Annotated in this window: 14 protein-coding genes and 11 tRNA genes; 24 read left to right on the top strand and 1 reads right to left on the bottom strand. The window is 33.1% G+C overall.

Annotation, left to right across the window (positions count from 1 at the left end; all coding sequences use genetic code 11):
- The first annotated feature begins 24 nt into the window (after positions 1–24).
- The 18 genes from ACH5TX_RS02895 (at position 25) to ACH5TX_RS02810 (ending at position 7,536) form a co-directional block, all read left to right on the top strand.
- Complete coding sequence (locus ACH5TX_RS02895) at positions 25–321, top strand: S24 family peptidase (protein WP_439338044.1); 297 nt, start codon at positions 25–27, stop codon at positions 319–321.
- Between the two features lie 637 nt (positions 322–958).
- A complete protein-coding gene (locus ACH5TX_RS02890) occupies positions 959–1,648 on the top strand; it encodes a hypothetical protein (protein WP_439338043.1) in 690 nt (229 codons plus the stop codon).
- Positions 1,633–3,024: an RtcB family protein gene (locus tag ACH5TX_RS02885; protein WP_439338042.1), complete on the top strand. Its 1,392-nt coding sequence runs from the start codon at positions 1,633–1,635 to the stop codon at positions 3,022–3,024. The genes ACH5TX_RS02890 and ACH5TX_RS02885 overlap by 16 nt, the downstream gene beginning before the upstream one ends.
- A gap of 7 nt (positions 3,025–3,031) precedes the next feature.
- Positions 3,032–3,580: a hypothetical protein gene (locus ACH5TX_RS02880; protein ID WP_439338041.1), complete on the top strand. Its 549-nt coding sequence runs from the start codon at positions 3,032–3,034 to the stop codon at positions 3,578–3,580.
- A gap of 11 nt (positions 3,581–3,591) precedes the next feature.
- Positions 3,592–4,533: a C45 family autoproteolytic acyltransferase/hydrolase gene (locus tag ACH5TX_RS02875; RefSeq protein ID WP_439338040.1), complete on the top strand. Its 942-nt coding sequence runs from the start codon at positions 3,592–3,594 to the stop codon at positions 4,531–4,533.
- 4 nt (positions 4,534–4,537) lie between these two features.
- On the top strand, positions 4,538–5,182 hold the full coding sequence (gene prfH / locus ACH5TX_RS02870; RefSeq protein WP_439338039.1) for a peptide chain release factor H: 645 nt from the start codon (positions 4,538–4,540) through the stop codon (positions 5,180–5,182).
- 41 nt (positions 5,183–5,223) lie between these two features.
- Entirely contained in the window at positions 5,224–5,775 is a 552-nt protein-coding gene (locus tag ACH5TX_RS02865) for a tetratricopeptide repeat protein (protein WP_439338038.1), read from the top strand.
- A 790-nt stretch (positions 5,776–6,565) separates the two neighbouring features.
- Positions 6,566–6,652: transfer RNA gene (locus tag ACH5TX_RS02860), tRNA-Ser, on the top strand.
- A gap of 9 nt (positions 6,653–6,661) precedes the next feature.
- A tRNA-Cys gene (locus ACH5TX_RS02855) sits at positions 6,662–6,734 on the top strand.
- An 8-nt stretch (positions 6,735–6,742) separates the two neighbouring features.
- Positions 6,743–6,825 (top strand) — tRNA-Tyr (locus ACH5TX_RS02850).
- Between the two features lie 5 nt (positions 6,826–6,830).
- Positions 6,831–6,903, top strand: a tRNA-Asp gene (locus tag ACH5TX_RS02845).
- Between the two features lie 5 nt (positions 6,904–6,908).
- Positions 6,909–6,981, top strand: a tRNA-Pro gene (locus tag ACH5TX_RS02840).
- A gap of 6 nt (positions 6,982–6,987) precedes the next feature.
- Positions 6,988–7,059 (top strand) — tRNA-Glu (locus ACH5TX_RS02835).
- Positions 7,060–7,071: 12 nt separating this feature from the next.
- A tRNA-Leu gene (locus ACH5TX_RS02830) sits at positions 7,072–7,145 on the top strand.
- Positions 7,146–7,149: 4 nt separating this feature from the next.
- A tRNA-Leu gene (locus ACH5TX_RS02825) sits at positions 7,150–7,223 on the top strand.
- Between the two features lie 3 nt (positions 7,224–7,226).
- Positions 7,227–7,299: transfer RNA gene (locus ACH5TX_RS02820), tRNA-Gln, on the top strand.
- A gap of 86 nt (positions 7,300–7,385) precedes the next feature.
- A tRNA-Phe gene (locus tag ACH5TX_RS02815) sits at positions 7,386–7,458 on the top strand.
- A gap of 6 nt (positions 7,459–7,464) precedes the next feature.
- Positions 7,465–7,536: transfer RNA gene (locus ACH5TX_RS02810), tRNA-Arg, on the top strand.
- Between the two features lie 65 nt (positions 7,537–7,601).
- Here ACH5TX_RS02810 and ACH5TX_RS02805 read toward each other — a convergent pair.
- Positions 7,602–7,820 carry a helix-turn-helix domain-containing protein gene (locus tag ACH5TX_RS02805; protein ID WP_439338037.1) on the bottom strand — a complete coding sequence of 73 codons (219 nt, stop codon included), beginning with the start codon at positions 7,818–7,820 and terminating at the stop codon, positions 7,602–7,604.
- Between the two features lie 118 nt (positions 7,821–7,938).
- Between ACH5TX_RS02805 and ACH5TX_RS02800 the strand changes: the two genes are divergently transcribed.
- From ACH5TX_RS02800 to ACH5TX_RS02775, 6 genes are all read left to right on the top strand, one after another.
- Entirely contained in the window at positions 7,939–8,151 is a 213-nt protein-coding gene (locus tag ACH5TX_RS02800; protein WP_439338036.1) for a hypothetical protein, read from the top strand.
- Positions 8,152–8,159: 8 nt separating this feature from the next.
- Positions 8,160–8,813, top strand: coding sequence for a hypothetical protein (locus ACH5TX_RS02795; protein WP_439338035.1), 654 nt, complete (start codon positions 8,160–8,162; stop codon positions 8,811–8,813).
- 19 nt (positions 8,814–8,832) lie between these two features.
- Positions 8,833–9,153: a hypothetical protein gene (locus tag ACH5TX_RS02790; protein WP_439338034.1), complete on the top strand. Its 321-nt coding sequence runs from the start codon at positions 8,833–8,835 to the stop codon at positions 9,151–9,153.
- Positions 9,154–9,169: 16 nt separating this feature from the next.
- On the top strand, positions 9,170–9,487 hold the full coding sequence (locus ACH5TX_RS02785) for a hypothetical protein (protein WP_101449508.1): 318 nt from the start codon (positions 9,170–9,172) through the stop codon (positions 9,485–9,487).
- 321 nt (positions 9,488–9,808) lie between these two features.
- Positions 9,809–10,075 carry a helix-turn-helix transcriptional regulator gene (locus tag ACH5TX_RS02780; protein ID WP_439338033.1) on the top strand — a complete coding sequence of 89 codons (267 nt, stop codon included), beginning with the start codon at positions 9,809–9,811 and terminating at the stop codon, positions 10,073–10,075.
- Between the two features lie 76 nt (positions 10,076–10,151).
- Positions 10,152–11,357, top strand: coding sequence for a primase-helicase family protein (locus tag ACH5TX_RS02775; protein ID WP_439338032.1), 1,206 nt, complete (start codon positions 10,152–10,154; stop codon positions 11,355–11,357).
- Positions 11,358–11,702: the final 345 nt, after the last annotated feature.

The following is an 11,702-nucleotide window of genomic DNA, read 5'->3' as shown; positions in this document are numbered from 1 at the left end:
TACATAACTTATAAAATATAAAATATGAATTGGAAAATTCAAAAATTAACTAATGGTGAAACCATTATATCTAAAGAACCAGGTCATTCTATGCTACCGCTTTTAAAATCTAAACAACCAGTAAGGTTAAAACCTATTGATTGGGAAGCATGCGAAATCGGAGATATTGTATATTGTAAAGTTCGTGGAAACTGCTTTACGCACCTAATAAAAGGTAAAAACAATAAAAGAGGATTGTTAATTGGTAACAATCACGGTAGAATTAACGGATGGACTAAAAATGTTTATGGAAAAGTAGTAGAAATACTAGCAATGTCATAAGCATTCCTAAAAAGAATACATTGTAGGAGAATTAAACAGCTCCTTTATATTTATAATAAATAAAGTAATAAAAAATAAGACACCTATGCTAATACAATTAAAAAACATATCGGACGCTAAAAAGCGATTCTTGTGGTATTTTAAATAGGTTAAAACACAATAACATCATAATAAAGCGTCCAAATTGAAAAAGTTTGGGCGTTTTTTTATGTAAAATTTTAAGCTATTGAAAAATGAGTTTATAACACCACATAGCTCGTCATCAGCATATTACTTATCTGAAGAAATTTAGACAGGAACTTTATTGTCTAAAAATAGCATAACCACTTGATAATCAATAAAATAAGTTAAATTTTTTCTTGCGTAATTAAAAAAGTCTCTATAGGTTTGCACCGCAATAAAGTACAAACAATTTAAAAACGAAGTAATCATGTTATTTATCAAATTACATACTACCATGCAAAAAGAACCAGGTTCTATTGTGCATACGCTTCGAGACCACTTTCCTTATTAAATAGATGATATCTATCATATTGAAAAAAGTCCGAAGCCAAAAAGTTTCGGACTTTTTTGTACGCCATATTTTGGTCATACTTAAATGTTCACGAGACCAATAGTAAAGATTAAAATATGATAATTGAAACCAAAGCATATCAAAGAAAAGAGAGAGAAAGAAGTGCGTCATATTTGGAAAAGGCGTTCTGAAGTCTGGAAGGAAATGCAAGGATTGGGGTATATAGAGTTGAAGAAACCTGTTCGTCATGGTTGGTTTAAAGAAATTATAATTACACATAAAGTAGAACGCTACAAGAACAAAGCAGCTATTTTAGAAGTATATGATAAGATTGAAAAATTCTTTTGGGGTAGAACAAAAGAAGAAGCACAAAAAAAGTGGCTACATCAAACCTCAAAACATCTTATTTATAAAGATTTCCCAACCATAAGCAAGAGGCAATTTAACAAGCTTAGTTTTAAAGCACAATGTATGTGTACACCATTCTATTATAAGAATGAATGTAAAAAAATAAAACTTAGGTTCTATATACGGATTCCTAAAGGAACCTATAGAATTAAATATACAAGAGCTTATATAACACATTCAAAACGTATTGATCCAATATTAGAAAGTGAGTCCACTTTGTTAGAACAACAGCTTTTAAAGAATGGTTATTACGAAGCAGATCAAAAACTAGATAGGTGGAGACATTATTGGAACGTGTCCGAGCATAAAAAAGAAAAATTAAAAATACAAAGAGCCCTCAAGAGTCTTAAAAAATATGCTATTGAGGATATTCTAAACGAAAACATATTATGGGAAATAAACTAAAAGGGAAAGACTTAATAAAATTAGGCTTCCCTAAAAATAACAGTATCAATATTGCTTTAGGGCAAATTAATAGATATAGAAAAAGAGAAAAAAAAGAACGCATATTGGAAGAAGCAAAAGAAGTACTGCAAAGTCCAGAAAAATTTCAAGGTAATGCCATTTGGGGAAAAGTAGCCGAAGGTTTAGTGAAACCCGTTGAGGTTAAGTTTCACCAACTCAAAAATACCAGAGCACCTTTTACCATTTATGGCGAGAATGAAATAGATGAACAAGCAAAATACCAGTTGTACGATGCTTTAAAATTACCAATAGCCGTTGCAGGTGCTTTAATGCCAGATGCCCATACAGGTTACGGTTTGCCAATAGGAGGTGTATTAGCAACAGAAAACGCCGTGATTCCTTATGGAGTTGGTGTAGATATTGGCTGTAGAATGTGCTTAACCATCTACCCTGTGAAAGCATCCTACCTAAAAGGAAGACAGCATCAACTGGAAAACATCTTGTCTAATCATACCAAATTTGGAATGTATGAAACACATGATAAAAAACATGATCATGAGATTTTTGAAAGAGAAGAGTTTAATGAAATTCCTTTACTAAAGAGGCTGAAAGTAAAAGCCTTTAAACAATTGGGAACCTCAGGAGGAGGGAATCATTTTGTAGAATTTGGCGTAGTTTCTATAACCGATGCAGACAATCAATGGAATTTAAACCCAGGAGAATATATAGGCGTATTATCACATAGTGGATCCAGAGGCTTAGGAGCAAATATAGCAAAGCATTATACCTATTTAGCAGCAAAGCAATGTCCGTTACCCAAAAATGTTCAGCACTTAGCGTGGTTAGATTTAAACACGCATGACGGACAAGAATATTGGTTGGCAATGAATTTAGCAGGTGATTACGCAAAGGCATGTCATGATGATATTCATTACCGCATAGAGAAGCTGTTAGGATCTAAAGCCGTTGTAAAGATTGAGAATCATCACAACTTCGCTTGGAAAGAAACGGTAAACGGAAAAGAATGTATTGTACATCGCAAAGGAGCAACACCTGCTTCAAGTGGTGAGTTAGGAATCATTCCTGGTTCTATGACTGCACCGGGGTTTATTGTTAGAGGCTTGGGGAATGATGAGAGTTTAAACTCTGCTTCTCATGGTGCAGGACGCTTACATTCACGCAGAAAGTGTAAAGAGAAATTCACTAAAAGTGATGTAAAGCAGCAATTAAAAATACATGATGTTACACTTATTGGAGGAGGTGTAGATGAAGCACCGATGGCTTATAAGGATATCAAAAAAGTAATGAATAATCAACAAGAATTGGTAGAAGTATTGGGAACATTTACACCAAAAATTGTGAGAATGGATAAATAACAAAATTATGGGAGCAAATCATAATATAAAAAGATACGGAGAGCTATGGCCAGATTATAGAATAGAGCATGGCTTAGAAATATTAGAACAATTAAAACAATGGATTATAATATCTGGTGGTTGGGCTTGGCATTTTATGTCTGAGCCAAATCATACAGAATATAAGCATGCACATGACCATAAGGATATTGACATATTTGTTAACCCTAAAAGAGTGCCACAAGTTATGAGAGTTCTTTTAGAACATGGGTTTCAAAAAGTATGGACACGATATGATTATTTACAGAGTCAAGAAAATTTTAGACGCTATGAAAAAACAGATTGGTTAGAAAGTGGTAAACAGATTCGAATCACTATTGATTTTTTCGAATCTGCATCTGTAGAAACTATTACTGTTAATGGATGGAGGATAGTAGAACCTAAAACTTTATTAGGTTATTATTCAAATATCCATTCAAGTGATAAATGTTGGGCAGTAAAAGCGGCATTAAAATTATTAGAACAAGGGAAGGATCCAATAGGAAATACGTTGTTATCGAAAAACCCTTTAAAATAACATAAACGAAAATGGAAAGAATAATAATAAATTTAAATTTAACCCCATCTGAACGTTGGAGTTTTTTAAAAGAATACAAAGAAGAAGTCAATAATCTTTTAAAATATTATTTAACTGATCTAAGTGACGCAGGAATTTTTGAAACATATATTGAAACTTACAAAGCATTATTTATTTCTGAATCATATAAACAAGAAATAAAGGCAATAAGTGAATATTGTAATTTCTCAGAAAATGAGATCTTGATTACAAACCTGTATTACGATGCCTTAAAATTTGTGTTTGGTTGCACCGCTTTTTGTGTTACCAATAAAGCGGAAAAATTACATGCTAGAAATTTAGATTGGTGGACAGAGAATAATATTTTGGGACAATACTCGAAAGTTTTTGATTTTGAAATGAATGGTAAAGTCATTTACTCACTAGTTAGTTGGCCTGGGTTTGTTGGTGCACTATCTGGAGTAAAAAAAGGAGCGTTTTCTATTACGTTGAATGCAGTGTTGAGTAATGAATCTCCTCAATTTGCAATTCCAATTACTTTTTTAATACGTGATGTTCTTGAAAACGCATCTAGTTTTGATGAAGCAGTTAAAATATTGTCTGAGACACCTATTGCTTCAGATTGCCTACTTATGATTGTTGGGTGTAATAAAAATGAAAATGTTGTTATAGAAAGAACACCAACTAAATATACAATTAGAAAACCTATTGATAATAGTTTAATTGTTACCAATGAGTATTTGACACTTACAGAAAATAAGTTAACAAAAGACACATTACAATTAACTGCATCGGGAAGGCATAATCGTGTAAAAGATTTATTGGATGATGAAACCCCAGTGAGAGAAACTGATTATTTCAACATTTTGTCAGATAAGAAAGTAAAAATGGACATCACAGTTCAACAGATGATATTAAATCCTAAAACAGGAGAAATTCATTTAAAAACATAAGATTTTGAAAACAAAAACAATACAAATAACATCAGGTAGAGGACCTGTTGAATGTTGCTGGGTTGTAGCCCAAGTTTTAAAACATATCATTGAAGAAATAAAAGAAGCAAAAATTAAATATACGCTTTTACAAAGAGAACTTGGTGTCGAAAACGGAACGCTACAATCTGCAACTATTCAATTACAAGGAAAAGCAATAGAATCTTTTATAAAAGACTGGATAGGTACAATTCAATGGATAGGGGAATCGTCATTTCGCAAATTTCATAAGCGTAAAAACTGGTTTATAGGAATCTATGAAATTGAAGCAACAGAAGAAACACTCTTAAAAGAAAGCGACATAAGATTTCAAGCAATAAGAAGCTCAGGAGCAGGAGGTCAACACGTGAATAAAGTAAGTTCAGCTATAAGGGCAACTCATACAAAAACAGGTATGCAAGTTTTGGTTATGGATAGTAGGTCACAGCATCAAAATAAAAAAATAGCTATAAAAAGATTGCAAGAAAAGGTAGGTAGATATAATAATGAACAGCTAAAAGTGTCGATTCAAAATCAATGGGGAAACCATCTCAATTTAGAAAGAGGGAATCCTATACGTGTATTTACAGGAAGCGATTTTAAAACACAGAAAGCAAATAAAGGCTATTAGTCTAAACGACAAGAATCAAAAAATAATTTAAGACAGCAAAAATGGGATTAACATTAGCAGACAGTTACTACTTAAAAGCAAAAGCAGCGACAGGTGGGTTTTGTAGTGATTGGGAAGAAGTTTGTGAAGCTTTGAACTATGCTCTTTCGTATGACGAAAACCATTGTGCTTCACTTTGCTTATTGGGAGAAGTCTATGCAAAACATTTATCAATGCCAGACAAAGCATTTGAATGTTTTGATAGAGTTATTGCTATTGATACTAATTATGAAGATGTCTACCCAATGTATATTAAGTACCTTATTTGGAATAACAAGATAGATAGAGCAAAAAAACTAGTAAGCTTTTCACAAACTATAGAAACTATAAGTAAAGCGGAAATATATTGGTTATCCTCTTATATAGAAGAAACATTAGGAAGTTATAAAATTTGTTTGAAACATTTAAAAGAAGCCAAAAAGCATTGCTATAATGATTATTATTTTGATTTTATGGTAGATGAACAAAAGCGTATAGAAAAGAAGATGAAATTAGATAAAAAACAAAAACCATCTAAGAAATTGAAGAAGCGTAAAAAAACTAAAAAGAAATAATCACTTGCTACGTAAAAAGAATGCGTAGTTGTATTAAATATTTGTACAATAAAAATAAAACAGCATATTTGTAAAACAAATGATACCGCAAAGATTACATATTAGTCAACAAATAGAGTTTTGTCTCTATGATTTTCGCTCGGAATATAGTGAGCGATTAGGACGCTATGTGATTTTTAGAAGTAATTGAAGATATTATTGACCATAAATCATTATAAATTATAAGCGTCCAATTAAACTGGACGCTTTTTTTATGGAAATTTTTAAAATAATGTTTAAGAGTTAGAAAAAAGTAAAATAGAGAATTGAAACTGAAAACAATTGGGAGACAGACTGTTGTATAAAATGTTCATTATCCGTAGTTATACGGACAGGAAAAGTATTGTTTAAAATCAAGAATAACTAATTGATTATCAATAAATTAAATCATTTTTTTCTTGTGTGAATCAAAAATTGATTTCATCTTTGCAACATCAAAAATTAATAACAAATAATATAATAATGAAATTTCATTTACAACATATTTTATCATCAGATTTCTGTCTTCGCTCGCCGAAGAGCTTAGAGCTGTTTTATAGTTATGGGCAACACAAATTTAAAATTAGGGAGAATACTTATGTTATGAATTGATATAATTTAAAAACAATAACAAGTAAAGCACCTCCCGAAAAGAGGTGCTTTTTTTATGAATAAAAATTAGGAAGGACAAGCCAATAGGTGGTGGCCACAGTCTTGAAAACCGTTCGGAGATAACGACTCGTGTGGGTTCGACTCCCACTGCTTCCGCATTGGAGAGTAGGTAAATACTGGTTTGTTACGCTTGACTGCTAATCAAGTCCATGTAAAAGTGGTGAAGGTTCGATTCCTTTGCTCTCCGCAAAAAAATGACAAGGTGGCTGAATGGTTAAGGCGACGGACTGCAAACCCGTTATCTATGAGTTCGAATCTCATCCTTGTCTCAAATTATGGAAGTGTTGAGCAATTGGTTGGCTCTCCAGACTGTAAATCTGGTCTCTTCGGAGCTTGTAGGTTCGAGTCCTACCACTTCCACAAATAGTACTGTAGCACAATGGCTAGTGCATCCGACTGTCTCTCGGGAAGTTGCGGGTTCGAATCCCGTCAGTACTGCATATCTGGGAAGATAACGATTGGATGTTTACCCACTTTGGATGCGGGAGGTTGCAGGTTCGAATCCTGCTTCTCAGACAAAAGGTTCCGTTGGTCAAATGGTTAAGACGCTACACTTTCTATGTAGAATTAGGGGTTCGATTCCCCTACGGAATACAAATATTAAATGTGGGGATGGCGAAAATGGCAAACGCACCTGACTTAGAATCAGGAATCTGAGAGTTCGAATCTCTCTCCCCATACTATGCTCCACTAGCCCAACTGGAAGAGGCATCGGGTTTAAGCCCCGTGTAGTCTTGGTTCGAATCCAAGGTGGAGTATATAGACCCGTGATGTAAATGGTGAGCATACAGGAATTTGACTCCTGAGGTATAGGTTCGAGTCCTATCGGGTTTTCAAAATATGGTGTCTTTAGTTTATTTGGTAAAACATCTCATTGTGAAAGAGAAGAACAGGGTTCGAATCCCGAAGCCACCCAAAATGGAACAATAGCAAAGTTGGTCAATGCAACGGACTGAAAATCCGAAGATACAGGTTCGATTCCTGTTTGTTCCACAATTTAGGAGTATAGTTTAATGGATAAAACATTGGGTTACGACCCCGAAGATGCGAGTTCGAATCTTGCTATTCCTACTAAATTTGGAAATGATATTTAGTACACAAAATAAATGATCTTAGTATTTCTAAATCAGATTTTATTATTCGAAGAATAATTTCACTTCCACTCCAATCGCTTTTGAAATTTTTAGTAAGGTTAGGGAAGTTACATTTTGTCTTCCATTTTCAATACTTGATAAGTTAGGTTTTTCCATTTTAATAACGGAACAAATATCTAGTTGACTAAAACCTTTTTCTCTTCTTTGTTTGGCTATATTTCCGCCAACTTTTTTAAGGAAATCTTTCTCTTCTTTATTCATAGAAATTACAATTTCTATAAAAAAACATCACCAAAGGTTATGATGTATCATAACCTTTGGTTAACTTTGAATACATCAATGCTTTAAAAATAAGTTCAATCATCATAATAGTAAAAGTATGGAAGCAAAAACACCAACAAAATTCCCATTTCAAATGGAACTTTTAAACCTTTTAAAAGAACTATTGCCATTACATTCTGTATATGCGATTGGTTACAATAAAGAAAAGAAGCGGCAGAATGTCTATCTATCACCACAAAGTGCAAGCTCTCAAAAGGCGGTAACTTATACACTGCTATCATCACATATAAGCCCATTTCCAAAAGACTAGGGGACTTTATGGACGATCTGTACAATAAGATGCAACAACGTTGTAAGGTTTATGTTGTTACATATACTTTATCAAAAGTCAAGAAGCGATTAAATTATGGCGACAATTTTTTGTCTAAGATTATTTTCCAAACACCTTGTATCTATAAAAAAGATGATTGCCTGTCTAAATTCAGCAACTACGCTTTACTTTTTCATCAAAATGTTTATGACCGCATTCAAGAAACCTGGAAGAACCGTATGGATCGTGCAGAATATCTACTGTCCGTTATAGACAACATTGAACCCAAGGAGGATTCCATTTCCAAATTGTCTATTATGCACCATGCTTTGGAACAGGTATGCATGGCACTCTTATTTGTGTTTTGGGAATTTAAACCACAACATTATTCACTATCTTATCTGTTGCATTTATGCAGTCAATTTTCACAATTACCACAGACTATTTTTCCCAAGGTGACTTATGGTTTACATCGTATATATTATATGCTCTGTAATGCACACCACATCATCCGATTCAAAGTCCAAAATGAATTTTCAAATGAGGATACAGACAAGGCCTATAACCGCTGTGAATGGTTTTATGACGAAGCCAAGAAATTGGGTGATACACAATTAGAACACCTCAAGGAACTACATTGCAATCCATCTAATCAGTACTAATCTTTAAAATCGGAATGTCATGAAGCAAGAAGACACAAAACAAGATATCCAAGAACTTATTAAACGACATCTTACACTTTTAGAACCTAATCCTCACAATACAGATAAAAGTAATATTATACTGCTTATAGGGAGTTATAAAGAGGTTATAGAACTTATTTTGAATCTTCAAAAAACCTGTATAATGGCATTGCAAGCAGACTATATATCCAACACATACATTGGAGACCCCAATATAAATATACAGGCAGTACTGGAATTCATCACCCAACTCATGCCTTATGAAGAAATGATATTTTTGGATGAAGTGAAGGAAATAATGAAGAAAACAGAAAACTAAAGACAAAAAAGTAGTTATGAAAAAGAATAAAATTAAAGCATTAGAAGCTTTGGCAAAGAGCAAATTAGTGGTGTTACATCACTCTAATGCACGAAAAGGAAAATTCAAACCATCATTCTTGCAATTTGACGGCTATTTGGATTTGTTTACTACCATTGAATCCTTAATAAACGTGTGCATATTGGCCAGCCAAGGAGACAGCTATTGTCCTCCCCGCGTTAAAGACCATGGATCTGATATTCGCAAAACTTTAGAATTAGCAAATCAGCTTTTACCTTTTGAAGAAGGTGAATTTTTAGATGAAGCACATAAACTTTTTATACAGAAATCTTAAAACTGACGTTTTTAAATTCCTTTTTGGCCGTCCACCCTCCTTTTTATTGTTAATAACCTACAATATGGCCCAAAAGACCTATTTGACCAAAATTTTAAATAGCGTTATTTGATACCATATAAATACAGATAATATGCAATCTGAAATACTTCATAAAATTTGATGTGATTTTATTTAAATCGTTGTTTTACAAATATTTGTGAATAACTATTTCGTATTACATCTTCTTTCAACAACCTTGTTTTATACTTTTATTACCATAATCCTATAAGGGATAACAAAAGCGCTTTTGTTCATTTTATAAATCTAAAACAATAAAAAATGGACACTATTTTAATACTGGAGCGATTAGATCGTTTAGAAAAACTACTCATAGGAAGCAAAGAAGTTTTAACCTTTGACGAAGCCTGTGACTATACTGGAATCTCAAGAAGTTATTTATACAAACTCACCGCTTCTAGAAAAATTCCACACTCCAAACCTAATGGAAAAATGGTTTTTTTCGATAAAAAGAAACTTGTGGATTGGTTACTTCAAAATAAGCGAGAATCAAAACTGACCAATAGCAACACTCATAAAGGTCTTTAGGGACATAAGAATTTCAAATATTCATTATTCGATAGCAAACAGTTTAATTATTTGCTATGCTGTAAAAACACTTCTTATGAAACAGATACCTTATATACGTGTAGGTACATCCTATTATAAACGCGTCAAAGCTCCAACCATTGCTGGCCATTTTAATGAAATCTTGGTGCATTGGAACATGGAAACCATTAAACAAGACCATGGTAAAGATCATTTAAGCAAAATTTCAAAATATGATGGCTTCACCTGTATTCCAAATCATCTAAACTTTAAACAAGAATATCTAGGGTTTTATAATATCTACTCCCCTTTGGGTAAAACACCAAAAAAGGGTGCTATTACATTATCATTAAAATTCGTAAAGCATATTTTTGGAAAACATTTTGAACTGGGTTTGGACTATCTACAACTATTATATTTAAAACCCATCCAGGTACTCCCCATCCTCTGCTTAGTCTCTAAAGAACGCTCCACGGGAAAAAGCACTTTTTTAAAATGGCTCAAGGAAATCTTTGAAAACAATCTAACTTATTTAACTAATGATAGTTTTAGCAGTCAGTTTAATGCCGATTGGGCTAACAAGCTTTTGATATGCATTGATGAAGTACTATTTAATAAAGAAGAACTTACGGAGCGCATCAAGTATTTGAGCACTACCAACATTAATAAGTTAGAAGCCAAAGGCAAGGATAAGCGAGAAGTTGAATTTTTTGGGAAGTTTATTCTATGTAGTAATAACGAAGAGAGTTTTATTAAGATAGATGCTAATGAAACTCGCTTCTGGGTGATAAAAATCCCAACATTAGAAAAAGAGGATACTACCTTTTTAGAAAATCTCACTAAGGAGATTCCTGCTTTCCTTCATTACCTAGCTAATCGTAAACTACATTCAAAACACTTAACTCGCATGTGGTTTACTGCCCAACAAATCAAGACAAAGGCCTTAATAAAGTTAGTACAGAACAATCGTAATCGGGTTGAGAAAGAACTGGCAAGTATTCTAATGGGGGTCATTGAAAAATTTGATTTGGAAGCCGTTGACCTTTGTCCAATGGATGCCCTTTTAGCACTTAATAAAACGCGAATAAAAACGGATTTGACTCAACTAAGAAGATTGCTGAAAAAAGATTGGAAATTAAGCAACAAGGACAACTCTAATAGCTATCAAAAATTTGTGATTTGGACAGATGGAGACATGACGTTGATAGATGCCAAAGGACGCTATTTTACCGTAGAGAGATCATTTTTAATCGAAAATTTTGATGATTTGATGACAGCATAGAAAACCTGTTGTATTTATTGGGCTAAAGCCGTCATCATAGTATCATCATTTTGTCATCAAAAAAAATAATGATGACAGGATGGTGTCATAAAAAACCGATAATGATGAAATGATGACATTTTGATGACTCTTAAATCATAGTGTTTACAAGGCTTAACAAGTGAAATCATCAAATCATTAAAAAAACACCTAAAAACACATTGCCTTATGAAAAGAAAAATAAATTGTGAAACAGCCCGTAATTTTCCAGTGGAAAAAGCACTGGAAAAATTAGGACACTTTCCCAAAAAGACAACGGAAAAAGAAGCTTGGTTTCTGAGTCCTTTCAGGTCAGAAACCCAAGCC

It is taken from the genome of Thalassobellus citreus (genome assembly GCF_044385915.1).
In the GTDB taxonomy this organism is placed as follows: domain Bacteria; phylum Bacteroidota; class Bacteroidia; order Flavobacteriales; family Flavobacteriaceae; genus Thalassobellus; species Thalassobellus citreus.
Note: the sequence above shows the minus strand (reverse complement) of the source record. Positions and strands in the feature narration are given on the sequence as shown.

What these genes read in the sequence shown, in the direction of transcription:
- ACH5TX_RS02895 (WP_439338044.1), top strand. Translation starts at nt 25, where the DNA reads ATGAATTGGAAAATTCAAAAATTAACTAATGGTGAAACCATTATATCT.
- ACH5TX_RS02885 (WP_439338042.1), top strand. Translation starts at nt 1,633, where the DNA reads ATGGGAAATAAACTAAAAGGGAAAGACTTAATAAAATTAGGCTTCCCT.
- ACH5TX_RS02880 (WP_439338041.1), top strand. Translation starts at nt 3,032, where the DNA reads ATGGGAGCAAATCATAATATAAAAAGATACGGAGAGCTATGGCCAGAT.
- ACH5TX_RS02875 (WP_439338040.1), top strand. Translation starts at nt 3,592, where the DNA reads ATGGAAAGAATAATAATAAATTTAAATTTAACCCCATCTGAACGTTGG.
- ACH5TX_RS02865 (WP_439338038.1), top strand. Translation starts at nt 5,224, where the DNA reads ATGGGATTAACATTAGCAGACAGTTACTACTTAAAAGCAAAAGCAGCG.
- ACH5TX_RS02805 (WP_439338037.1), bottom strand. Translation starts at nt 7,820, where the DNA reads ATGAATAAAGAAGAGAAAGATTTCCTTAAAAAAGTTGGCGGAAATATA.
- ACH5TX_RS02800 (WP_439338036.1), top strand. Translation starts at nt 7,939, where the DNA reads ATGGAAGCAAAAACACCAACAAAATTCCCATTTCAAATGGAACTTTTA.
- ACH5TX_RS02795 (WP_439338035.1), top strand. Translation starts at nt 8,160, where the DNA reads ATGGACGATCTGTACAATAAGATGCAACAACGTTGTAAGGTTTATGTT.
- ACH5TX_RS02790 (WP_439338034.1), top strand. Translation starts at nt 8,833, where the DNA reads ATGAAGCAAGAAGACACAAAACAAGATATCCAAGAACTTATTAAACGA.
- ACH5TX_RS02785 (WP_101449508.1), top strand. Translation starts at nt 9,170, where the DNA reads ATGAAAAAGAATAAAATTAAAGCATTAGAAGCTTTGGCAAAGAGCAAA.
- ACH5TX_RS02780 (WP_439338033.1), top strand. Translation starts at nt 9,809, where the DNA reads ATGGACACTATTTTAATACTGGAGCGATTAGATCGTTTAGAAAAACTA.
- ACH5TX_RS02775 (WP_439338032.1), top strand. Translation starts at nt 10,152, where the DNA reads ATGAAACAGATACCTTATATACGTGTAGGTACATCCTATTATAAACGC.